Genomic DNA, 23858 nt, shown 5'->3' with positions numbered 1-23858 from the left:
GGGAGAGGTCGATTTGCGCAGCAAATCGGGTGAGGGCCTGCGGCTCCAACGAGAGAGCAGAACCCCTCACCCGGCGCTACGCGCCGACCTCTCCCAAGGGAGAGGTGAGCCTCGACCGCCGCTCCAGTTCAACCCGATCCCATCGCATTCTAGTATCCCGCGGCCTCCGAGCCACGCGTGCGCGGATCGGGCGCGCCGAGCAGACCATTGGTCGTGACCACGATCGAGTTCGCGGAGGAGTAGCCGAGCGGCTCGACGAGCTTGTGCCCCTTGGCGCGCAGATCGGCGAGCACTGCGTCGGGAAAGCCGCGCTCGATGCGGACCTCGTCGGGCAGCCATTGATGGTGGATGCGCGGCGCGGCGACCGCGGCGGCGATGTCCATCTTGTAGTCGATGACGTCGACGATGATCTGCGTCACCGCCGAGATGATGCGGCTGCCGCCCGGCGATCCCGTCACCAGCACCGGCTTGCCGTCCTTCAGCACGATGGTCGGCGACATCGACGACAACGGGCGCTTGCCCGGCCCCGGCAGATTGGCCTCGAAGCCGACCAGGCCGAAGGCGTTGGAGGCGCCGGGCGCCGCGGTGAAGTCGTCGAGCTCGTTGTTGAGCAACACGCCGGTGCCGTCGGCGACGAGGCCGACGCCATAGGGGAAGTTCAGCGTGTAGGTGTTGCTGACGGCGTTGCCGCCGGCATCGACCACGGAGTAATGCGTGGTGTTGTCGCCCTCATGCGGTTGCTTCGCGTTGCGCACATCGATCCAGGGCGTGGCGCGGGCAAGATCGATGGTCGCGCGTTGCCTGGCGGCATAGGCCTTGTCGACCAGCAATTGCGTCGGCGCATCGACGAAGGCAGGATCGCCGAGATAGCGGGCGCGGTCGGCATAGGCCCGCTTCATCGCCTCGATCATCACATGCAGCGAGGCGGCCGAGCCCTGCTTCATGTCCGACATCTGAAAGCCTTCGAGGATGTTGAGGATCTCCAGCAGCACGACGCCGCCGGAGGACGGCTGCGGCATCGCGACGATGTCATAGCCGCGATAGGTGCCGCGGATCGGCGTGCGGATCACCGGCTGGTAGGATTTCAGATCCGCAAGCGTAAAGATGCCGCCGGCCTGCTTGATGCCGCTGACGAGCTTTTCGGCGACCGCGCCTTCGTAGAAGCCGCGCGGTCCCTGTTCGGCGATCGCGGTCAAAACGCTGGCGAGGTCGCCCTGGACCAGGCGGTCGCCCTCGTGCAGCGGCGTGCCGTCGGCATGTGAGAACGTCTTGGCCGAATTCGGCCAGCGCGACATGCGGCGATACATGTCGGACAACGTATCGGATGTGTCGTCGGTGACGATGAAGCCGTCGCGGGCGAGATCGATCGCGGGCTTGAGGATCTGCGCCAGCGTGAACTTGCCGGAGCCGTATTTCTCAAGCGCCAGCGTCAGGCCCGCGACCGTGCCGGGCACGCCGATCGCAAGCGCGGAGTTGCGCGACTTGTCGGGATCGGGCTTGCCCTCGGCACTGAGGAACATGTCGCGGGTGGCGGCCTGCGGCGCGGTCTCGCGGTAGTCGATCGCGATATCCTCGTTGCGGTCGGCGAGGTGGATCACCATGAAGCCGCCACCGCCGATATTGCCGGCGCGCGGATAGGTCACCGCCATCGCAAAGCCGGTGGCGACCGCGGCGTCGACGGCATTGCCACCCTGCCGCAGGATGTCGGCACCGACCCGCGCAGCGAGTTTCTCCTGTGCCACCACCATGCCGTTTTCGGCGCGAACGCTGCGGGCAGCGTCAGTGGCTGACGGCTCGTAGGCGCGGCGCTGGACCTGGACTTGGCCGAGGGCGGGTGTTGCGATGCCGATCGCCAGGAGAGCGGCAAACAGCCGTCGCGACATCGTTGCTGTCAGCGCCATCGAAGTGTCCTGCCCTGTTGGTCGCCGTATCAGCAAAACCGGCTCATGCTATATGGGAACGGATCGCAGCGGCAAAAGCCTGCCTGTGGTCGAGCTCAAGGAATATCTTTCGCGATGACGGCAACAATGCAGACGGATACCGGTGAAGCGAAGGCCTATCCGGGTCGCGCAGCGGTCGTCAGCTGGATCTTCTTCGATTGGGCCGCGCAGCCCTATTTCACGCTGATCACGACCTTCGTGTTCGCGCCCTATTTCGCGAGCTTCGTCGCGCCAGACGCCGCGAGCGGCCAGGCGCTGTGGGGCTTTGCCACCGCGGCCGCGGGGCTTGCGATCGCGCTGTTGTCGCCGGTGCTGGGCGCCATCGCCGATGCCAGCGGCCGGCGCAAGCCATGGATCGCGGGCTTCGGCGCGCTGCTGGTGATCGGCTCGAGCGCGATGTGGATCGGCAAGCCCGGCAATCCCGATCTCATCCCGATGCTGTTGCTCGCCTATGCGATCGCCAGCGTCGGCGTCGAGTTCGCGACCGTGTTCAACAATGCGATGATGCCGACCCTGGTGCCGCCGGATCGGATCGGACGCCTCTCGGGCACCGGCTGGGCCACCGGCTATGTCGGTGGCATCCTGAGCCTCGTGCTGGTGCTCGGCTTCCTCGCCGCCAATGCCGAAACCGGCAAGACGCTGTTCGGCTTCACGCCGCTGTTCGGGCTCGATCCTGTCACGCATGAGGGTGATCGCATCACCGGGCCGCTGACCGGATTGTGGTTCATCATCTTCGTGGCGCCGATGTTCCTGTTCACGCCGGATTATCCGGCGAAGCGCCCGATCCGTGCCGCGCTCGGCGAAGGCCTGCGCGAGCTCAGGGAATCACTGCGGAGCCTGCCGAAGCAAAAATCGCTGGCGCGGTTCCTGCTCGCAAACATGATCTACACCGACGGGCTGGTCTCGCTGTTCGCGTTCGGCGGCATCTATGCTGCCGGCACGTTCGGCTGGGATACGATCCGGATCGGCACCTTCGGTATCATTCTGGCGGTCGCCGGGACGTTCGGCGGCTGGATCGGCGGCAAGCTCGACGATGCGTTCGGGCCGAAGCGCGTGATCACCGGCAGTCTCTTGATCCTGCTGTTTGCGATCGTCGTGATCCTCACCGTCAACAAGGATTCCATCCTGTTCATCCCGGTCGCGCCGCCGGTGCCAGGTGGTCCGCTGTTCGCGGGCGCCGCCGAGCGCGCCTATATCGTGCTGGGCTGCCTGATCGGTGCCACCGGCGCGCCATTGCAGGCAGCCTCGCGCTCGCTGCTGATCCGCCTCGCGCCCAGGGATCGCATCGCGCAGTATTTTGGCCTGTTCGCGCTGACCGGAAAGGTGACGTCGTTCATCGGCCCGCTTTTGATCGGCACGATCACCGCGGCGACCGCGAGCCAGAAGGCCGGCATGGCCGTGCTGGTGGCGTTCTTTGTGGTCGGGCTGACGCTGCTGGCGAGAGTCAGAAGCAACTAGCGCCGTCATTCCGGGGCGCGCGAAGCGCGAGCCCGGAATCCATTCATCCGCTGCACGATGGATTCCGGGCTCATCGCTGCGCGATGCCCCGGAATGACGTTAGTGCCGGAAATGCCTGGTGCCGGTGAACACCATGGCGATGCCGTGCTCGTCAGCGGCCTTGATCACCTCGTCGTCGCGCATCGAGCCGCCGGGCTGGATCACCGCGGTGGCGCCGGCCTCGATGCAGGCCAGCATGCCGTCGGCGAACGGGAAGAACGCGTCGGAGGCGACCACCGAACCCTTGGTCAGCGGCTCGGCGAGCTTCAGCTCGGCCGCCGCATCCAGCGCCTTGCGCGCGGCGATGCGGGCGGAATCGACCCGGCTCATCTGGCCGGCGCCGATGCCGACGGTGGCGAGATCCTTGGCGTAGATGATGGTGTTCGACTTGACGTGTTTTGCAACCCGGAAGGCGAATTTGAGATCGCGCAGCTCGGCGTCGGTCGGCGCACGCTTGGTCGCGACCTTCAGGTTCATGTCCTCGACCACGGCATTGTCGCGGCCCTGCACCAGGAGGCCGCCGGCGACGGTCTTGGCGGTGAGGCCGAGCGCGCGCGGGTTCGGCAGGCCGCCTGCGAGCAGCAGGCGCAGATTGCGCCGGCCGGCGATGATCGCAATCGCCTCCTCGGTCGCATCGGGCGCGATGATCACCTCGGTGAAGATGCCGATGATCGCGCGCGCCGCATCAGCATCGAGCGTGCGGTTGACCGCGATGATGCCGCCATAGGCCGAGGTGGAATCGCAGGCCAGCGCGCGGGCGTAGGCGGTGGCGAGATCGGGACCTTCGGCGACGCCGCAGGGATTGGCGTGCTTGACGATGACGCAGGCCGCGGTGCGCTGCGGATCGAACTCGCCGACGCATTCGTAAGCCGCGTCGGTGTCGTTGATGTTGTTGTAGGACAATTCCTTGCCCTGCAATTGCCGCGCGGTGGCGACGCCCGGCCGCTTCTCCGGCGTGGCATAGAACGCCGCGCTCTGGTGCGGGTTCTCGCCATAGCGCAGCGACTGGATCAGCCTGCCGCCGAAGGCGCGGAAGTCCGGCGCCTTGGTGTCGAGCTGCACGGCAAACCAGTTCGAGATCGCGGCGTCATAGGCCGCGGTGCGCGCATAGGCCTTGGCGGCGAGCCGCCGGCGCAACTGGAGCGAGGTCGCGCCGTTGTGCGCGGCGAGCTCGTCGAGCACGGCCTGATAGTCGTTCGCCTCGACCACCACCGCGACGTCGTCATGGTTCTTGGCGGCGGCGCGGATCATCGCCGGACCGCCGATGTCGATGTTCTCGATGCACTCCTCGAACCCTGCGCCTTTGTCGACGGTGGCTTCGAACGGATAGAGATTGACGACCAGAAGATCGATCGGCGCGATGCCGTGCGAGGCCATCGCCGCGGCATGCTCCTTGTTGTCGCGGATCGCGAGCAGGCCGCCGTGCACCTTCGGGTGCAGCGTCTTGACCCGGCCGTCCATCATCTCGGGGAAACCGGTGAGTTCGGAGACGTCCTTCACCTTCAGCCCGGCCGCCGCGATCGCCTTGGCGGTGCCGCCGGTCGAGACCAGCTCGACACCCTGGTCGGCCAGCGCCTTGGCGAAATCGATCAGTCCGGTCTTGTCGGAAACGGACAACAGAGCGCGGGTCACGCGGCGAAGCTGTTCGGTCATATCGGAAAATCCCTGGCTGTTAAGGCAGCCGGGTAGCACGGTTTTGTGCGCTACGAAACCGGTCTTGGGGGCCGAATCCTCGCAAATTAGCCCCGTCACCCTGAGGAGCGCAAAGCGCGTCTCGAAGGGTCGACGGCCACCAGCCGGGCCGTGCATCCTTCGAGGCTCGCAAGAGTCGCACCTCAGGATGACGGGTCTGAGATGGAGGCGATGCGGTACCTACAGCGGCAGTTCCGGCTCGCGGCGGGCGTTGCGGCGCGCGTTGGTGGCCGAGGCCGAGGTCGAGGAGCGCACGAAGCTCCAGCGGATGGTGGCGGCCTGCCTTGCGTCCTGCCGGATCACGATCTGGGAGGTGCGGCGCGGGCCGTCATTGCCGGCCAGGAACACGCTGTCCTCGAGATCGACCTTGTCGTCCATCGCCTCGAAGGTCCAGACGTCGCGGTTGGGCAGCACCAGCATCACGCCGCGGGCGTCGGACAGCCGGCTGGCCTTCACCGACGGATGCAAATGGAAGCGTAGCGCGAAATCGGCCTCGCTGCCCCTGATGCGGCCGCCCGGCGCCGGTGCGAGCGAGTCCTCGCCTTCGAGCCGGGTGCCATCCTGGGAGATCATCAGCACGCGGCGGTGGATCACGCCGAAGCGCGACAGGTAGCCGTCATGCGAGGCGGTGAGCACGTCGCCATCGGGGACGGCTTCGCGGTAACTCTCGACATTGGCAGGGCCGCTGGTGATCGGCGCGCCGCGCAGCAGCCGCTTCATCGCCGACAGTTCGACGAACTGGCACGACGAGGTGTCGTGATAGGTCAGCGTCGAATGCGCGGCGGTGGAACGCGCGAACGGCCGCCAATTGTCGCGGCCGGTCGAAGGCATGCCGCAATTGACCACGATGCGGCTGACGCCGGAGGAGAGCTCGAACGACAGGCAGCCGGCATGCGCGTCCTGGCTGACGCTGGGCGGCGGCGGCGGGCCGGTGTCGATGATCAGGGCGGTGTTGCCGGCATCAAGGCGCTGGAAGCCGGTATGCGGCATGCTCGCCATCGGCACGCCGCGGGTGTCGTCATAGGCGAGCAGCGTCGCCACCAGATCGGACGGCGCGGTCGACATGCCGTTGAACAGCGCGAAGCTGCCATCGCCGTGACGGAAGAAGCGCAGCATCGGCATCATGCGGTCGATGGCGTTGAGCAGCGCCGGCGGCGGCGCGATATTGCGCGCAGCAAAGGTCTGGCGCAGCGGCAGGAGATCGCTGAGCAGCTCGACCAGCGCACCGGGATTGCGCGAGATGTGACCGCCATCGGGCAGGATCTGGCGCTGCAATTCGTCCGACAGCCGGCGCGTCGCGGTCTTGATGTTGCGCGCCTGGTTGGCGAGGCAGAGCGAGGCGTAGCACAGCGCGATCAGCACCTGGAGGCGCGGAACGCCGTCATTGTCGAGCGTGGAATAACGCAGATAGCGGATCTCGCGCGCCAGCCCGCGCAGGTACTTGCGGTAGAATTTGCCGTCGGTGTCGCCGAGCACCAGCGGCGCCTGCGACAACAGCGAGATCACGCGGCGCGCCCGCACGTCGGCGCGGCGCTCCAGCGGCCGCTTGCGCGCCTGATTCGAAATCCAGTCGTCGACCAGCGAGCGGGCGTTGGCGCGGGTCAGCGCGGTGTCGGCGGCGCGCAGATGGCGCAGCCAGCCGAAGCCGAGCAGGGCGGCTTCCCAATCCTCCGACGGCGGCTCGAGATCGAAGATCGAGCGGCCATGGCAGGTGACGATCTTGCCGGCGAACACGAATCGCCCGGCATAGATCTCGGCGGCGCGGGTGGCGTCGGCGGTCCTGAGGTCGTGCGGGGCGATGATCAGCCGGTCGGTGCGGCCGGGCCACAGCCGCGACAGCACAACGGTGCTGCCGCTGGCGCGTGCGATCATGCTGCGCGCGAAGCGGCCGGCAATCAGCGTCGAGATGCGTCTGCTTTGAGCGACCGACACGCCTAACCTTGCGGGGAGGGAATTTTCAACGAATCCTTATTTTAATCCGGAAACGCGGCCAAGGCACCCTCTTGATGGGCGACATACCCTCTTGATACCGCACGAATCACTTCGAGCGTAGAAGACCGAAGTTTAAATTCAGGCCTTAACCAGCCGGGCGGCGTAAAATCCGTCGAGGCCGCCCAGCCGCGGGTCGGCATTGGGCAGATGGCTGGGCAGGGTGCGCAGGTCGCCGTCGGCGGTAATGATGTCATCGAGGCCGGCGACCTCGTCGTTCCCGACCGGCGCACGGCGCAGGCCTGATTCGCCCGCGAGCAGCGCGGCAATCGCCTGCTCGCCTTCCTCCGGCTCGAGCGAGCAGGTGCAGTAGACCAGGGTGCCGCCCGGCTTCAGAAGACTGGTGGCCTTTTGCAGCAGCCGCTTCTGGAGGGCCGACAGCGCGGCGATGTCGCCTTCCTGCCGCAGCCAGGCCACGTCGGGATGGCGGCGGATGGTTCCGGTCGAGGTGCAGGGCGCATCGACCAGAATACCGTCGAAGCTGGCCGCCTCCGCCGGCCATTCGGCGGCGTCGGCGACCACCGTCTCGGCCTGTAGGGCCAGCCGGGTGAGGTTGTCGCGCAGCCGTGCGACGCGGGCCGGCGAGCGGTCGACCGCGGTGACCTGCGCGCCCGCCAGCGCGAGCTGGGCGGTCTTGCCGCCCGGCGCGGCGCAGAGGTCCGCGACCTTCTTGTCCTTGATGTCGCCGAACAGGCGCACCGGAAGTGCTGCGGCGGCGTCCTGCACCCACCATTGGCCTTCCGCGAAGCCCGGCAGCATCGTGACGGAACCCTGGAGCAGCGTGCGCACGGTTCCGGTCGGCAATGTCTCGCCGTGCAGACGGCTTGCCCATTGCACGGCGTCCGACTTCACCGTGAGGTCGAGCGACGGCTCATGGCCGAGCGCGAGCGCCATCTCGCGCGCGGTGGCTTCGCCGTAGAACGAATTCCAGCGCGCCAGCAGCCATGGCGGCAGATCCAGCGTCTGTGTGCTGATCTCCTCGATCAGTCCCTGGCCCTCGCGTGCGCAGCGCCGCAGCACCGCGTTGACGAGCCCGGCATATTTCGCCGCGCGCCGGTCCGACTGCACCAGCCGCACCGACAGATCGACCGCGGCGTGATCGGGCACGTCCATCCAGAGGATCTGCGCGGCGCCGATCAGGAGCGCGCTCTGCGCCCGCGGCGCATCGGTCGGGATGCCGCGGTCGAGCAGGCGCGACAGCAGGTGGCCGAGCGTGCCGAGCTTGCGCAGGATGGTCGACACCAGCCGGCGCATCAGCGCGCGGTCGCGATCGGCGAGCGATTTCAGGCCGGGATGCGCGCCGGCGCCGTCGAGTTGATCGTCGAGGGTACGGTGCTTGTGCAGCACGCCATCGAGGATGTCGGCTGCGATCCGGCGCGCCGCGAGACCGGGGACTTCGGCAGGAACTGCAAATCTTGAAGGAGGCATGAAGCGGAGATATCTCGAAGGTGCTGAGTTACAATCGGCTCATGCCATCAACTCGAAACCACCACTGGCATGTGAATATGCCAAATGTAAGAATCGACCCGCGGGATTTTGCGATCGTGATGCCGTCACTGAGCCGATATCGAGATACGCAACGCGCAGGCAGAAAGTTTGCCGAGAAAGCCAGCCATGTCTGAGAAATCGCCATCGCCAAAGGAATCCGCAAGGGAACCCGCGCCGCGCAAGCCGCTGACACCGGCCGCGCAGCGCGCGCTTGCCGAGGCCGAGGCGCGGCGCAAGGCGGCCGAGGAGCTCGCCGCGCAGAATGCGGCGGCGCGGCCGAAGGAATTCCAGGGTCCGAAAGGGCCGGAACCGACACGCTACGGCGATTGGGAGACCAAGGGCATCGCCTCGGATTTCTGAGAGCTGTTTGGTGCGTCTTGCCTGACGTCTCGACTCAGGCCAGTCTGGGAATATGTCCCCATATGAGAGAATAAATCCTTATCGTGGGACGGGACGTCCGCCCTTCCGCCGCTCACCCTGGGGCCGCCGCGTCTCGGCGGCGCTACCATGGGTGTTCGTTCTCGGCATCGCCGTCGGCAGCACGCTGCCGATCCGCCGATGGGCGCCTGAATGGGTGCCTTTGCCGTCGCACTGGTCGTTGAGCCGGTCGCGCGATGCCGACATGATCCGGCAGCGGGCCGGCGCCCCCGATGCTCGCCATGCCGTCGATGTCATCAGGACGATCGACGGCGACACGTTCGAGGCGCGGGTGCATCTCGCGCCAGGCCCCGATCTCACCACACGGGTCCGGCTGCGCGGCATCGATGCGCCGGAGCTGAAGGCGTCGTGTCAACGTGAGCTGCAAATGGCGCAGGCAGCGACCGTGGCGCTGCGCGACCTGCTCGGCCAGGGCGATGTCGCGATCTACAATATCGGCCCGGACAAGTATCAGGGGCGCGTCGTCGCCGACGTGGCGACGAGGAAGACCGACAATGTCTCGGCTGCGATGCTCGCGGCCGGTCATGCGCGTGCCTACAATGGCGGCCACCGCTTCGGCTGGTGCGGGAGCTTCGCGCGCTGAACAATCGCCGCCACCTTCGCCAAAGCTTCCTAATCTGGAATTCGAAAAGGAAGAGTATTTCGCGCCGTTGTCGCAACCTCTCGCGCGTGAAGATGTGTTCTTCAATCCCTTCCAACATCCTGCCGCAGCCAGCCGCGCAACGCTGAGCTAGGCCACATCACTGCCTGTGGGTGCAGGCATTTGTGGTTTGGGGCAGTTTCAGTGTGCATTTCCAGGATTGGTTTCGGACGCGTGTTGCTGCTGGGTGCGGCGAGCACGGCAGCGCTGGGTGTTGGTATCGCGGGTGTGGCGGCGCAATCGGCCACCGCTCCGGCGAGTGGGGTGATCCCGCTCGACCCGGTCGTCGTCGATCAGCCGGCGCAAAAGCCCACGCGCACGCAACGGGCGGCCCGTTCGCGCTCCGCATCGGCCACCCGCTCGCGCGCGATTGCGGCGCGGACGGCAGCCGCCGCCGCGGCTTCGCGCGCGATGCCGTCGACGAATGGCGGTACCAGCGGGCCACGTGAAACGGGCTGGGGCCATGTCGACGGCTATGTCGCGACCCGTAGCGGGACAGGTACCAAGACCGATGCGGCGCTGATCGAGACACCGGCCGCAGTGTCGGTGGTCACGCAGGATCAAATCCAGGCGCAGGGCGCACAGAGCGTGTCGCAAGCGGTGCGCTATACGCCGGGCGTACGGGTCGAGCCGACCGGCGCGGACGCGCGATTCGATACCGTCTACATTCGCGGCTTTGCCGCCGACCAGTATCTGGATTCGCTGCGGCTGCTCAATTTCGGCGTCTTCGCCTATCCGATCGTCGAACCATTCAATCTGGAGCGTGTGGAGGTGCTGCACGGTCCGGCGTCGATCCTCTACGGGCAGGCTTCGCCGGGTGGCGTCGTCGACATGGTGAGCAAGCGGCCGACGCTCGACCCCACGCACGAGATGTTCATTTCGACCGGCAGCTATGGGCGCATCCAGGGCGGCGTCGATCTTTCCGGCCCGATCGACCAGAACAAGGAGTTCCTGTATCGCTTCACAGCCTCCGGCCTCGATGTCGGCAGCCAGGTCGATCATACCGGCTACGAGCGCGTTTCGATCGCTCCGTCGCTGACATGGCGACTTGACAACGACACCACGCTGACGGTGCTCGGCACCTATCAACGCGACCCGAAGGCCGGATTCTACAATCAGCTGCTGCCGCTCGGCATCGGCACCATCACGCCCTACAAGGGCCAGTACATCCCAACGGGCTTCTATTCCGGTGAGCCGAATTTCGACAAGACCGACCGCACCCTGGGCGCGGTCGGCTATCTGTTCGAGCATAGTTTCGGCAACAACCTGAAGGTCCGGCAAAATTTGCGCTATTCGGACCTCGATACCGACTTTGCCGTGGTGTCGCCGAACCCGGGCACCGATCCAACCAACATGACACGCGGCGCGTACACGACCCAGGAGAACATTCGCTCCTTCACCGTCGACAACCAGGCCGAGGCAAATTTCAACACCGGCCCGTTCCAGCACACCGTGCTTGCCGGCATCGACTACATGAACGCCACCGACAAGCGGCTCAACGGCAGCCTTGCCGTGGTGCCCTCGATCAACGCGCTCAATCCGGTCTACGGCGTTCCGATCGGACCGGTGCCGAGCACGACCAACGTCCGACAGACCATCGACCAGCTCGGGGGCTATTTGCAGGATCAGATCAAGTTCGATCGCTTCGTGGCGCTGCTCGGCGTGCGCGAAGATCTCGCGACATCTCGCACCGAGACCCTGACCTATGCAACCAACCTCACCGCGATCGCGCCAAAGTCCGACACCGCGACGACCAAGCGCGGCGCCCTGCTCTACAAGTTCGACAACGGCATCGCCCCCTATATTCAGTACACCGAATCGTTCCAGCCGACCGCCGGCACGGATTTCGCGGGCAATCCGTTCGCGCCGACCACCGGGCAGCAAGAGGAAGTCGGAATCAAATATCAGCCCAATGCGAAATCGCTCTACACCATCGCGGCCTACAATCTGGTGCAGCAGAACGTGCTGACGCCGGATCCCGATCCGAGCCACGGGCCGACTGCGCGGGTCCAGACCGGAGAAATTCGCTCGCGTGGCATCGAGCTCGAGGCCAAGACGGAGGTCAATCGCGACCTCAGCCTGATCGCCTCCTACACCTATCTCGACAACATCGTGACCAAGACCAACACGGTGGCGCAGCTCGGCAAGCATCCGGTCGGCTTCGCGATGAATTCGGCCGCCGCCTGGGCGGACTATACTTTCCATGGCGGCCCGCTCGACGGCTTCGGCTTGTCCGGCGGCGTCCGCTACATCGGTCCGTCGGCCGGCAACACCGCGAACACGTTCTACGTACCCGGCGTGACTTTGTTCGACGCCGCGATCCACTACGATCTCGCGGGCCTCGGCCGGCCGTTCAAGGGCTACTCGCTACAGGTCAACGCGACCAACATCTTCGATAAGACATATGTGACCTTTTGCCAGGATATCGGATGCTACTATGGTCTGCGCCGCAACGTGATCGCGACGCTGCGCTATCGTTGGTGAAATCGGGGATGCTGACGTCATGACTCGAGCGGCGCTGCGGCGATGGTTCTGGGTGCACAAATGGTCGAGCCTGGTGTGCACGCTGTTCCTGCTGGTGATCTGCGTGACCGGCCTGCCGTTGGTGCTGCGTGACGAACTGTCGGACTTGCTCGACAACGCCTTGCCCTATGCCAAGGTCGCCGACGATACGCCGAACGTCAGCCTCGACAAGCTCGCCTCCATCAGCCGGCAGATGTATCCCGGCGAGATCATCACCTCGATGTTCTCCGATGACGATGAGCCGAAGATCGTCGTGTTCATGGCTCAGTCCTGGGACGCGGTCCGGGCAAACATCAAGGCCATGCACTGGATCAGGTTCGATGCGCATACCGGAGCCGTGCTCAAGCAGTCCAAGCCCTTCGATCAGGACGGGATGAGTTTTCTCACGCTGATGCTGCGGCTTCACAGGGACCTGTTCGCTGGCCTGTCCGGCGAACTCTTCATGGGGCTGATGGCGCTGCTGTTCGTCGCCGCGCTGGTGTCAGGGGGCGTGGTCTACAGCCCGTTCATGCGGCGGCTGGATTTCGGTACGGTGCGCACCGGGCGATCGCGGCGTCTCAAATGGCTCGACCTGCACAATCTGCTCGGCGTCGTCACGTTGGCCTGGATGCTGGTGGTCGGTATCACCGGCGTGATCAACGAACTGTCGACGCCGCTGTTCGGGCTTTGGCTGCAGACCGACGTCAAAGCCATGCTCGCCAAGATACAGGAACGCCCCATCGATGATGTCTCGGAGTTGAGTTCGCCGCAGGCAGCGCTCGATACCGTCAAGGCCGCGCTTCCCGGGAAGGTCGCCACCAGCATGGCATTCCCGGGTTCGCCGTTCGGCACGCCCTATCATTATGTGGTGTGGACCAAGGGCAAGGAGCCGCTGACGTCACGGCTGTTCAGCCCCGCGCTGGTCAATGGGCGCACAGGCGAATTCGGCGGCGAGGTCGGGATGCCCTGGTATCTGCGGGCGCTCGAACTGTCGCGGCCGCTGCATTTCGGCGACTATGGCGGCATGCCGCTCAAGGTGATCTGGATCCTGCTCGATCTCGTGACCATCGTCGTGCTGGTCAGCGGATTGTATCTCTGGCTGTCCCGGCGTGGGTCGCCGATCGCGGAAGCCGAACAAGAACTGATGGCAAGTCACGTGGCGCCGTTGCGGCCGGAAGCTGCGGAATGAGCTCGCAACGCCGCTCGTATCTCAAGATCTGGCGCTGGCCCACGATGCTGGGCGGCCTCACGATCGCGGGCTTGTTCGCGGCGCTGCTCGGCCAGCAGGGCATCTGGTTGCCGCTGTCCTGGGCGTTGCTGACGGTGCCGCTGGTCGTGATCCTGGCCTGCCTGCACCGGTTGCGCCACGGCTAGAGCGCTTTCGAGCGAAGTGGATCCCGGTTTGCGTGAAGCCGCGCATGTCGGCGCGGCTGTTGTTGCGTCAAACCTTCGGCCGATGTCAGCGGGTGACGACGACCGTCGTGCCGACCGAGACGCGCGAATAGAGATCGGTGATGTCGGTGTTCAGCATGCGGATGCAGCCGTAGGAGACGAAACCGCCGACCGAGCCCGGCACGTTGGTGCCGTGGATGGCGTATTCGCCGCCGGCCAGCGTCATCGCCGCGACGCCCATCGGGTTATGCGGCGAGCCGCCGGCGATCACGTTCGGGATGCTGGGCTTGTCGCGCTTGACCTCGGCGGGGGGCGACCAGGCCGGGTTGCGATACTTGCCGTCGATGCGGGTGGTGCCGGCCCACTGCTTGCCGGACTTGCCGACGCCGACCGGGTAACGCATCGCGTGGCCGGAATCGAGGATGAGATAGAGCCGCCGTTCGTTGGTCTTCACCACGATGGTGCCCGGCGTGTAGTTGTCGGCGTGAAGTCCCACGATTTCCGGCCGCGCTTCGGCCGTCTGCGACATCAACACGCTCGCTCCGAGGGTGGCAGCCAACGCCACCGCAATCTTCATCGACATCAACCTCTCCACTTCCCAACAGCTCCCGTGAGGGAGCCAAAAACGAAGATGCAGAGCCCTGAAAAAAACCGGGCCCGCCGGTCTCACGCACGCAATGTTAACCGCGTGTCTTAACCGGGCGGTTTCACACCGGCCGCGAGACACGTCCTGATGGCGGGGAGAGAAGGAAAACTTGGGATCAAAGTAAATGACTTGAAAACAACACCCGGCCACAAACGCGCCGCAATGCCGCCGCGTCTCTGACAATCCCGTGAAGCGCCTAATCCCATGGCGCTTCAGGGGCGGCCGACGCCGGATTGCAGCAAGACAAGCGAAAGGCCGCGGCGATGATCGCGCGCGGCCCTTGCTTCATGTCTCGATATTACTGCTGCCGGATTACTTCTTGTTCTGCCGGTTCTGCACGAGGTCATCGACCACGGCCGGATCGGCGAGCGTCGAGGTGTCGCCGAGGCTGGAGGGCTCGTCCTCGGCGATCTTGCGCAGGATGCGGCGCATGATCTTGCCGGAGCGGGTCTTCGGCAGGCCGGGCGCGAATTGAATGAGATCCGGCGAGGCGATCGGGCCGATGTCCTTGCGGACCCAGGCGACCAGTTCCTTGCGCAGCGCCTCGGTCGGCTCGGTACCCTTCATCAGCGTGACATAGGCGTAGATGCCCTGGCCCTTGATGTCGTGCGGGTAGCCGACGACGGCGGCTTCCGACACCGCCTCATGCGCGACCAGCGAGCTCTCGACCTCGGCGGTGCCCATGCGATGGCCGGAGACGTTGATGACGTCGTCGACGCGGCCGGTGATCCAGTAGTAGCCGTCGGCATCGCGCCGGCAGCCGTCGCCGGTGAAGTACTTGTTCTTGTAGGTCGAGAAATAGGTCTGCTCGAACCGCGCATGATCACCATAGACCGTGCGCATCTGCCCCGGCCAGGATTTGGTCAGGCACAGATTGCCCGAGGTCTCGCCGTCCAGCGTCTTGCCGTCGGCGTCGACGATCTCGGGCACCACGCCGAAGAACGGCCGCGTCGCCGATCCCGGCTTCAGCTTGGTCGCGCCCGGCAGCGGGGTGATCAGGATGCCGCCGGTCTCGGTCTGCCACCAGGTGTCGACGATCGGGCAGCGGTCGTCGCCGACCACGCGGTAGTACCACTCCCAGGCTTCCGGATTGATCGGCTCGCCGACCGAGCCGAGCAGGCGCAGCGATTTGCGCGAGGTCTTCTTCACCGGCTCGTCGCCGCCCTGCATCAGCGCGCGGATCGCGGTCGGCGCGGTGTAGAAGATGTTGACCTTGTGCTTGTCGACCACGTTCCAGAACCGCGAATTGTCCGGGTAGTTCGGCACGCCCTCGAACATCAGCGTGGTCGCGCCGTTGGCGAGCGGTCCATAGAGGATGTAGCTGTGGCCGGTGACCCAGCCGACGTCGGCGGTGCACCAGTAGATGTCGCCGTCATGATAGTCGAACACGTATTGGTGCGTCATCGACGCGAACACCAGATAGCCGCCCGAGGTGTGCAGCACGCCCTTCGGGGTGCCGGTCGAGCCCGAGGTGTAGAGGATGAACAGCGGATCCTCCGCATTCATCGGCTCGCACGGGCACTCCGACGTCACCATTTCGGCGGCCTCGTGATACCAGAGGTCGCGCGTCGGGTTCATCTCGATCTTGCCGCCGGTGCGCTTCACCACGACGACCCAGTCGACGCCGCCGGTCTTGGCGATCGCCGCATCGACATTGGCCTTCAGCGGCACCTTCTTGCCGCCGCGCAGGCCTTCGTCGGCCGTTATCACCACCTTGGAATCGCAGTCCTTGATGCGCTGGGCGAGGCTGTCCGGCGAGAAGCCGCCGAACACCACCGAGTGGATCGCGCCGATCCGCGCGCAGGCCAGCATCGCGTAGGCCGCTTCCGGAATCATCGGTAGATAGATCGTGACGCGATCGCCCTTGCCGACGTTTCGGGTGCGCAGGATGTTGGCCATCTTGCAGACTTCGTCATGCAGCTCGCGGTAGGTGATGTGCTTGGATTCGGAAGGGTCGTCGCCCTCCCAGATGATCGCGGTCTGGTCGCCGCGCGTCTCCAGATGGCGGTCGATGCAGTTCCAGGCGACGTTCAGCTCGCCGTCCTCGAACCATTTGATCGAGATGTTGCCGGGCGCGTAGGAGACGTTCTCGACCTTGGTGTAGGGCTTGATCCAGTCGATCCGCTTGCCGTGCTCGCCCCAGAAACCGTTGGGGTCCTTGACCGAGTGCGCGTACATCTCGCGATATTTTGCGTCGTTGACGTAAGCACGCTTGGCCCAGTCGGCCGACACGTCATAGATCTTCTCGGACATCGCTTTCCTCCACTCATTGCCGTTCGCAAACAACGCGGCGGCAAGCCTTTTAAGTTCAAGCCGTCTTGATCATTGCCGCGATTATGCGTTGCCGCATTCCGGGCCGGCAAGGAAAAAGGACTGTCACTTTCGTCGCGCCGAAGCCGCCGGATGGTCCACCGGCGTCCGCTTGTGATAGGACGGCTTACCGCAACGCGTCGACGAGAGAAACCTATGCGCCATCGCCTGCTCCGGGTCACTGGTCTCTTGGTCGTAGTGATGTCGCTTTCGGCGCCGCTCGCCACGGCGCAGACGGCGGCACCCGCGCCCTCTGCCGAGGCGCTGGCCGCGGCCAAGGAATTGGTGACCACCATGCATCTTGTCGACCAGTTCAAGGCGCTGATGCCGGCGATCCTGCAGAGCCTCAAGCCTGCGATCGTCCAGGGGCGCAGCGGGGTCGACCGCGATTTCGATTCCCTGACGCCGGTCATACTCGACAGCTTCCAGGCGCGGTACAGTGAATTGTCGGACGCCATGGCAGTCGTCTATGCCAACAACTTCACGGCTGACGATCTGCGCAACTTGATCACCTTCTACAAAAGCCCGCTCGGCCAGAAAATGCTCGAAAAGACACCGGCCTTGACCAAGCAGTCGCTCGTCGCGGGCCAGCGGTTTGGCGCGTCAGTCGCCGCAGACCTGCGGCAGAAGATTATCGAGGAACTGCGCAAGAAGGGTCACGACCTCTGACGCGGTGGCGTGGATTTGACTGCATCTGGATACCGGTCGCTCGGCTCATGACGGTTCGGCGCCCGTCACATTCGCGGCGGCCAGACAGCCGGAAATCAAGGTTAGTCGGCGAATGGCACCCATGAAAGGTAATTAGAAACCTCTCATAACTGATTCGCGACTCGCAATGTCCGTCCCGACGCCCTAAATCGCCATTCCGAGGCCGGACGGCCTCACCGGAACCAAGCCCGAAGCAACGGCATTACCGGGAGAACAGCGGAACAAGGCGTCTAACTGAGATGATGGATCAGCAGAACATCGCGGCTGTGCGGCCCATGTCCGCCGATCCCGCTGTCGCCCTGGCGAAGGCGTTGGGCCAATGGCCCAAGCGGCCGCAGCCAAAGTTATCGCCGCGGGCGAAGCTCAAATTTGAAGCGCCTGTCGCCATCAAGACCTCGGTCGAGGATCTGGCGCGCGACCTGGGGCTTCGGCTCGGCGATCAGAACGAGCTGACCATCCGGCGCATCAAGCGCGGCAAGACCTATTCATTCGTTCGCGCCAATGGCTCGCGCGTCCGCGATGCCCGTACCATCCGCCGGCTGCACGCGATGGCGATGCCGCCGGCCTATCGCCAGGTCCGTTACTCCACCGATCCGAACACGCATCTCCAGGCGGTGGGGCTCGATGCGGCCGGCCGGTTGCAATACCGCTACCACGCCGACTGGGAAAAGGTCCGCGAGCAGCGCAAGGCACATCGCCTGGGCAAGCTGGTCGCCGCGCTGCCGAAGATCCGGCGCAAGGTCTCGGCGTTCCTGTCCGGCGACGAGCCGACCCGCGAGTTCGCGCTGTCGGCGGTGATCGAGCTGATCGCGCGCACCGCGATCCGGCCCGGCAATGAATCCTATGCGCGCCTCAACGGCACCCGCGGCGCCACCACGCTGCTGAAATCCAACGTCACGCTGGAAGACGACAGCTTGGTGCTGACCTTCAAGGCCAAGGGCGGCAAGGCCGTGCGCAAGGAATGCGACGCGGCCAAGCTGGTGCGCGCGATCGGCATCCTGCGCGGCGTCCCGGGCAAGCGTATGTTCCAGTATTACGATCGCTCCGGCGTCGTGCGCGCCGCCTCGACCACGGCGGTCAACGCGTTCCTGCGCGAGCTCGCCGGCATCAAGATTTCGCTGAAGGACTTCCGCACCCTGATGGCGTCGGCCGTCGTCGTGGAATCGCTGTCGCGGATCACCCCGGCTGCCAGCCAGCGCGGCCGCAAGCGCCAAGTGCTGGACGCGATCCGCGCCGCCGCCGACCAGCTCTCCAACACGCCGGCGATCTGCCGCAAGAGCTATGTCCACGACACCATCGTGACCGCGTTCGAAGACGGCATCCTCGAACGCTTCGCCGCAACGATGGGCGGCTACCGCACCCAGAGCAAGCGCGAGCAGCTACTGGCGCAGGTGGTGATGGCGGCGGGGGCTTAGGCTTAGTCGCCGCATCCTCCATCGCCGGGAAGACGATTGAGATTGGGACGCTACAGCCCACCCATCTTGCAGACGTATTTCCACTCCTCCGCCGTCACCGGCTGCACCGAGAGCCGCGAGTATTTCACCAGCGCCATGTCGGCGAGCTTCTTGTCGGCCTTGATCGCGGCCATCGTCACCGCCGTCTTCAGCGGCTTGTCGGCCTTGATGTCGACGCAGACGAACTTGCCGGTCTTGTCGGTCGGATCCGGATAGGCTTCCTTGATGATCTCGGCGATGCCGACGATCTCCTTGCCCTCGTTCGAATGATAGAAGAACGCCTTGTCGCCCTTCTTCATGTTGACGAGGTTCTGCCGCGCCGTGAAGTTGCGCACGCCGGTCCAGGCCTCGCCCTTCGCGGCCTTGGCGACCTGCTGGTCCCACGACCAGACCGACGGTTCGGATTTCACCAGCCAGTAATTCATCGCAACTCACCCCGTTCTCGAACGTCGATTGTGCGGCAATCTATAGGCACGCGAATGCCCGCGACAAGCGCAGGTATCCAGCGTCATGTTCATTGCTTCAGGTAATGATCGAAGAAGTTGGCGATGTCGGTGAACGCCTCCCTGGTCTCGGGCGCATCGATGTTCATCTGGTACTGCGCGTGGGATTGCCCCTCATAGACATTGAGATCGGCGATCACACCGGCGCGGCGCAGCTTGCGATGCGTGCGCACCGTGTTGCTGAGGAACAGGTCGCGGGTGCCCGATGTCAGGATGGTCGGCGGAAAGCCCTTGAAGTCGCCGTAGATCGGGGAGATGTAGGGATTCTTCAGGCTGGTGCCGTTGGCATAGAGCTTTGCGGCGCGGCCGAGCCAGCCGTCCCAGGTCACCAGCACATTGTCGACCCATTCGTTGCTGGCGTAGCTGTCGCCGATCTTGTCGATGTCGGACCATGGCGTGCCCGGTGCGATGGCGGCGGGCAGCGGCAGCTTCTCATCCTTGGCCCGCAACACCATCGCAAGCGTCATGGCGCCGCCCGTCGAGGTGCCGAAGATCGCCAGCCGATGGCGTTCATGCGATTTCAGGACCTGCTTGTAGACCGCCATCGCGTCGTCCAGCGCGGCGGGATAGGGGAAGTCCGGCGGCATCCGGTAGTCGACCGAGATCACCTTGAAGCCGCCGAAGCCGGCCATCATGATGGCTTCCGGGAGCGCCGCCTCGCCGGGGCCGAACACGTAGCCGCCGCCATGGACGTGGATCAGCAGGCGCCGCCGGTTCTCCAGCGCGATCTTGTTCGGCGTCACGATGTAGCAATGCACGCCGGCAATCCTGGTTTCCTCGACCTTGACGCCGAGCTTCGCCTTCAGCGTTGGAATGCCGTCGATCAGGAGCTTGGCACGGCGATCGATCAGCTCCTTCCACTCCGCCGGCGTTTTCGGATCGGCGTTGAAGTGCGGCGGATAGGGCGCGCCGATCATCGCCTGCATCTCGGGCGAGACGTCGGCGGAGGGATTGCCGATCGATTTGGGCGGCGCGACACGCTTGCCGTTGTCGGCGTTCGCGGCGGCCTCGCTCTTGGCGAGTTCGTCGTATGAGGCTGCGGTTTGAGCGCGAGCGGCGCTGGCGGAGAGGGCGAGGGCGAAGGCCAGGCTGATCGAAACAAGGCTGATCGAAACGACGGCGCGATGCGGTTGACGCATGGTCTTTTCCTTGGGATCCGTTGCGCGATGGTCAGACCGGGATCCGACGGCTCAAAGCCACGCTAATACGGCGGGTTCAGGCCGTGAAGGGCAGCCTGCAACACATGCTCACGATCATCCTTCCGATTTGAACGGCCGCGTCAGCAAGCCTTCGATCGCGGCATCGATGGTCAGCCGGTTGGCGAGGATTGCCGCGACCGCGTTCGACACCGGCATGTCGACCTTCTGCGCGGCGGCGAGTTCACATAGCACCGGCGCGGTGAACGCACCCTCGGCGAGCTTGCCGACCGGCGCCGCCTCGCCGCGCCCGAGCGCGAGGCCGAGCGCGAAATTGCGCGATTGCGCGGTCGAGCAGCTGAGCAGCAGATCGCCCAATCCCGACAGGCCGGCCAGGGTCTCGGTGCGTGCGCCGCAGGCGCGGCCCAACCGGGCGAGCTCGCTGAAGCCGCGCGTGGTCAGTGCGGCGAGCGCGGAGGCGCCGAGCTTCTTGCCGACCACGATGCCGGCGGCGATCGCCAGCACGTTCTTGGCCGCGCCGCCGATCTCGACGCCGCGCACGTCTGTGGTGTGATAGGGCCGAAACGTTGCCGAGCCGAGTGATTGCACCAGCACGCGCGCCAGTGCCTCGTCCTTGGTGGCCAGCGTCACGGCGGTCGGCAAGCCGCGCGCGACGTCGTCGGCAAAGCTCGGTCCCGACAGGATCGCGGGCACGGCGCGTGGCGCGGCCTCGGCGATCACCTCGGTCATGAATTTGTGCGTGCCGTGCTCGATGCCCTTGGCGCAGGCGATCACCGGCGTGTCAGGCTTGAGATGCGGCGCAAGATGCCCGACCGCCGCGCGCAGATGCTGCGCCGGGGTGACCGCGAGGATGATGTCGGCGCGCGCGGCTGCGGCGATATCCGGCGTCACGGCAATGTCGGGATGAAGCTGGACGCCGGCGAGCCGCGGATTGACCCGGGTCGCCTGGATTTGCGCGGCATGCTCGGCATTGCGCGCATACAGCGTCACCTTGCGCCCGGCGCGCGCCGCGACGTCGGCCAAGGCCGTGCCCCAGGCGCCGGCCCCGATCACGCTGACTGATGCATGCGCGGGCATCGTATCCCTCGGTTCAATATCCGGCGCGGCTGTTGGCGTGGCCGGCTGGCGCCTTGGCATTGGCGTCGAGCAACCAGCGTGCGCGTGGCGGTGCTTCCATCGTGTCGGTGAGGCCGAGCGCCATCCGTTCGGCGCCGGCCCAGGCGATCATCGCGCCATTGTCGGTGCAGAGCGCCGGCGGCGGGATGATCAGCGTGGTCTGGGCTTTCGCCGCGACGTCCTGCAACGCGCTGCGGATGGCGTGGTTGGCGGCCACGCCGCCGGCCGCGACCAGTGCGCGCGGCGTGCCGAACCGCTCCTGAAACAGCCTGAGGCCGACGCTGAGGCGATCCGCGGTTGCGTCCAGCACCGCGGCCTGGAAGCTGGCGCAGAGGTCGCTGATGTCCTGCGGCTCCAATGGCTCCAGCCGGCTCGCCTCATTGCGCACCGCGGTCTTCAACCCCGACAGCGAGAAATTCGCATCGGGCCGGCCGAGCATCGGGCGCGGAAAGGCAAACCGCGTCGGGTCGCCGCCGGCGGCCGCGCGCTCGACCTGCGGTCCGCCTGGATAGGGCAGCGACAGCATCTTCGCCACCTTGTCGAACGCCTCGCCCATCGCGTCGTCGACCGTGGTGCCGAGCCGCACATATTCGCCGACGCCGACCACGGCGACGATCTGGGTGTGGCCGCCCGAGGCCAGGAACAGGCAATAGGGAAACGCCAGCGCGCAGGTCAGCCGCGGCGTCAGCGCGTGCGCCTCGAGATGGTTCACGGCGATCAGCGGCGTGTCATGCACCATCGCGACCGCCTTCGCGGTGGTGAGACCGACGATGACGCCGCCGATCAGGCCGGGTCCGGCGGCGGCCGCGACCGCCGACAATTGTCCATAGCCGACGCCGGCTTCCGTCATCGCCGAAGCGACGATGCCATCGAGCAGGTCGACATGGGCGCGCGCCGCGATCTCCGGCACCACGCCGCCGAAGCGGGCATGTTCTTCGGTCTGCGAGCGCACGATGTTGGAGAGGATCTTGCCCTGCCCGTCAGCCTGGCGCTCGACCACGGCGGCTGCGGTTTCATCGCAGGTGGTCTCGATTCCCAACACCAGCATCGGCGGTTCGTGTCCCAATTTCGGCCCTTGTGCTACCAGCATGATCCAGACGGGCCGGAACCGGTTTCCGGCAAGATCATGTTCATCCAGATGTTCCCTCCGGGGTAGCATTGCGAGGTCTTGAAGTGCAATCGGTCGGCAAGCTCCAATTCGCAAGGCGGGAGGCCTGACCCCGTGACCATCCTTGTCACACGACCGCATCCGGACAATGACACCACGGTCGCGACGCTGCGGGACCGGGGCTTCGAGGCCCTGTCGGCACCGCTGCTGCGTTTCGAGCCGCTGCCGTTCCATGACGATGCCGATGCGGATTATGACGGCGTCATCCTGACCAGCGCCAATGCGCTGCGGTCGCTTGATCTCACCGCCAGCCGGCTGTTGCCGCTGCCGCTGTTTGCGGTCGGGGCGCATACCGCCGATGCGGCGCGCGCCGCCGGCTTCGACCGCGTGATCGTGGCCAAGGGCGACGCGGTGAGCTTGCGCGATCTCGTGCTGGCGCAGGTCAAGGCCGGTAAACTGACGGCGTCGGCGACGTTGCTGTATCTCGCCGGCGCCGACCTCTCGCGCGATCTCGCCGGCGAGCTCGGAACGCACGGGCTCACCGTCGTCACCCACACCACTTACCGGATGGCGCCGGTGGCCGCCCTGCCAAGGCAGGCCAGCGAGGCCTTCATGGCGAACCGGATCAGCGCGGTGCTGCATTATTCCCGCCGCAGCGCGCAGGCGTTCCTGGAGACGGTCCGGGCCGACGGGATCGAGATTTCGGCGCTCGCCGTGCCGCAATGCTGCATTTCGGCGGCCGTCGCCGCGGTGCTGCATGACGCAGGTGCCACCAAGGTCGTGGTCGCGGCGCGGCCGGACGAAACCGCCCTGCTGGAGGCGCTTGGCCGCGCCTTGCGGCCGTGACCGGCATAATTCTTTGGTCCGAACAGGATGTTAGGCAATGCCCGCCGTTCCGGATCATGCTCTAAGCATTCGGGCCGTATCCGACGATGGACTTTCAAGCGAAACGGAGCCCGGTTCGCGTTAAGCAAACGCGACCAAACAAAAAGATAGGGCCACGATCCGATTCAATCGGATCGGATCATGCTCTAGGATGTGCGGCCAGTAGTTTTGAGGACCCCCGCGATGGCTGAAGAAAGGCCCGACGACCCAGGACCTTCGCCGGATTCCCGGCCCAAGCGCGCGCCGCCGACCATCGATCTTCAGGCGACCGAGGTCTCGAGCGAACCGCCAAAGGCGGAGGAGACCGCGGAAGCCGCCAGGGAAGCTGCAAAGGAATCCGCAACGGAAGCCAGCGAGGCATCGCCGGGCGTGGCGCCGCCCGAAGCGGAGCCG

General features: G+C 65.7%; 19 protein-coding genes and 1 pseudogene. 10 read left to right on the top strand and 10 right to left on the bottom strand.

What is annotated here, in order from left to right; genetic code table 11:
* Positions 1–149 precede the first annotated feature (149 nt).
* Positions 150–1901: a gamma-glutamyltransferase gene (gene ggt / locus B2W55_RS18260; protein ID WP_024583126.1), complete on the bottom strand. Its 1752-nt coding sequence runs from the start codon at positions 1899–1901 to the stop codon at positions 150–152.
* A 126-nt stretch (positions 1902–2027) separates the two neighbouring features.
* On the opposite strand from ggt, the gene B2W55_RS18255 reads away from it, so the two are divergent.
* The gene (locus B2W55_RS18255; RefSeq protein ID WP_029879660.1) at positions 2028–3398 is read left to right on the top strand and encodes an MFS transporter; all 1371 of its coding nucleotides are present in this window, start codon (positions 2028–2030) and stop codon (positions 3396–3398) included.
* A 99-nt stretch (positions 3399–3497) separates the two neighbouring features.
* Here B2W55_RS18255 and purH read toward each other — a convergent pair whose 3' ends face one another.
* From purH to B2W55_RS18240, 3 genes are all read right to left on the bottom strand, one after another.
* A complete protein-coding gene (gene purH, locus B2W55_RS18250) occupies positions 3498–5090 on the bottom strand; it encodes a bifunctional phosphoribosylaminoimidazolecarboxamide formyltransferase/IMP cyclohydrolase (protein WP_024583128.1) in 1593 nt (530 codons plus the stop codon).
* 219 nt (positions 5091–5309) lie between these two features.
* Positions 5310–7061, bottom strand: a complete 1752-nt coding sequence (locus tag B2W55_RS18245; RefSeq protein WP_024583129.1) for a heparinase II/III family protein — start codon at positions 7059–7061, stop codon at positions 5310–5312.
* A 138-nt stretch (positions 7062–7199) separates the two neighbouring features.
* Entirely contained in the window at positions 7200–8546 is a 1347-nt protein-coding gene (locus B2W55_RS18240; RefSeq protein ID WP_024583130.1) for an RsmB/NOP family class I SAM-dependent RNA methyltransferase, read from the bottom strand.
* A gap of 186 nt (positions 8547–8732) precedes the next feature.
* On the opposite strand from B2W55_RS18240, the gene B2W55_RS18235 reads away from it, so the two are divergent.
* The 5 genes from B2W55_RS18235 to B2W55_RS18215 all read left to right on the top strand — a co-directional run bounded on the left by B2W55_RS18235 (position 8733) and on the right by B2W55_RS18215 (position 13560).
* Entirely contained in the window at positions 8733–8966 is a 234-nt protein-coding gene (locus B2W55_RS18235; protein ID WP_024583131.1) for a DUF1674 domain-containing protein, read from the top strand.
* Between the two features lie 151 nt (positions 8967–9117).
* Positions 9118–9627, top strand: coding sequence for a thermonuclease family protein (locus B2W55_RS18230; RefSeq protein WP_035636530.1), 510 nt, complete (start codon positions 9118–9120; stop codon positions 9625–9627).
* A 231-nt stretch (positions 9628–9858) separates the two neighbouring features.
* Positions 9859–12168: a TonB-dependent siderophore receptor gene (locus tag B2W55_RS18225; RefSeq protein ID WP_024583133.1), complete on the top strand. Its 2310-nt coding sequence runs from the start codon at positions 9859–9861 to the stop codon at positions 12166–12168.
* A gap of 19 nt (positions 12169–12187) precedes the next feature.
* The gene (locus B2W55_RS18220) at positions 12188–13375 is read left to right on the top strand and encodes a PepSY-associated TM helix domain-containing protein (protein WP_024583134.1); all 1188 of its coding nucleotides are present in this window, start codon (positions 12188–12190) and stop codon (positions 13373–13375) included.
* Positions 13372–13560, top strand: coding sequence for a hypothetical protein (locus B2W55_RS18215; protein ID WP_024583135.1), 189 nt, complete (start codon positions 13372–13374; stop codon positions 13558–13560). The genes B2W55_RS18220 and B2W55_RS18215 overlap by 4 nt, the downstream gene beginning before the upstream one ends.
* 85 nt (positions 13561–13645) lie before the next feature.
* Here B2W55_RS18215 and B2W55_RS18210 read toward each other — a convergent pair whose 3' ends face one another.
* Positions 13646–14161, bottom strand: coding sequence for a L,D-transpeptidase (locus B2W55_RS18210; protein WP_024583136.1), 516 nt, complete (start codon positions 14159–14161; stop codon positions 13646–13648).
* Between the two features lie 375 nt (positions 14162–14536).
* A complete protein-coding gene (acs, locus tag B2W55_RS18205) occupies positions 14537–16477 on the bottom strand; it encodes an acetate--CoA ligase (protein WP_029879663.1) in 1941 nt (646 codons plus the stop codon).
* A gap of 213 nt (positions 16478–16690) precedes the next feature.
* On the opposite strand from acs, the gene B2W55_RS18200 reads away from it, so the two are divergent.
* Complete coding sequence (locus B2W55_RS18200; protein ID WP_157817080.1) at positions 16691–17203, top strand: DUF2059 domain-containing protein; 513 nt, start codon at positions 16691–16693, stop codon at positions 17201–17203.
* A gap of 278 nt (positions 17204–17481) precedes the next feature.
* Positions 17482–18657 carry a DNA topoisomerase IB gene (locus B2W55_RS18195; RefSeq protein WP_024583138.1) on the top strand — a complete coding sequence of 392 codons (1176 nt, stop codon included), beginning with the start codon at positions 17482–17484 and terminating at the stop codon, positions 18655–18657.
* A 50-nt stretch (positions 18658–18707) separates the two neighbouring features.
* On the opposite strand, the gene B2W55_RS18190 is transcribed toward B2W55_RS18195, so the two are convergent.
* The 4 genes from B2W55_RS18190 to tsaD all read right to left on the bottom strand — a co-directional run bounded on the left by B2W55_RS18190 (position 18708) and on the right by tsaD (position 22520).
* Positions 18708–19121: an EVE domain-containing protein gene (locus tag B2W55_RS18190; protein WP_024583139.1), complete on the bottom strand. Its 414-nt coding sequence runs from the start codon at positions 19119–19121 to the stop codon at positions 18708–18710.
* A gap of 89 nt (positions 19122–19210) precedes the next feature.
* Positions 19211–20338, bottom strand: a complete 1128-nt coding sequence (locus tag B2W55_RS18185) for an alpha/beta hydrolase (protein ID WP_024583140.1) — start codon at positions 20336–20338, stop codon at positions 19211–19213.
* 114 nt (positions 20339–20452) lie between these two features.
* On the bottom strand, positions 20453–21433 hold the full coding sequence (locus B2W55_RS18180) for an NAD(P)H-dependent glycerol-3-phosphate dehydrogenase (protein WP_024583141.1): 981 nt from the start codon (positions 21431–21433) through the stop codon (positions 20453–20455).
* 13 nt (positions 21434–21446) lie between these two features.
* Positions 21447–22520, bottom strand: coding sequence for a tRNA (adenosine(37)-N6)-threonylcarbamoyltransferase complex transferase subunit TsaD (tsaD, locus tag B2W55_RS18175; RefSeq protein WP_024583142.1), 1074 nt, complete (start codon positions 22518–22520; stop codon positions 21447–21449).
* Between the two features lie 174 nt (positions 22521–22694).
* On the opposite strand from tsaD, the gene B2W55_RS18170 reads away from it, so the two are divergent.
* Positions 22695–23426 carry a uroporphyrinogen-III synthase gene (locus B2W55_RS18170; RefSeq protein WP_024583143.1) on the top strand — a complete coding sequence of 244 codons (732 nt, stop codon included), beginning with the start codon at positions 22695–22697 and terminating at the stop codon, positions 23424–23426.
* Between the two features lie 222 nt (positions 23427–23648).
* Positions 23649–23858: pseudogene (locus tag B2W55_RS18165) on the top strand (hypothetical protein); the annotation flags it as partial.

Source organism: Bradyrhizobium sp. UBA2491 (genome assembly GCF_002341725.1).
GTDB lineage: Bacteria > Pseudomonadota > Alphaproteobacteria > Rhizobiales > Xanthobacteraceae > Bradyrhizobium.
Note: the sequence above shows the minus strand (reverse complement) of the source record. Positions and strands in the feature narration are given on the sequence as shown.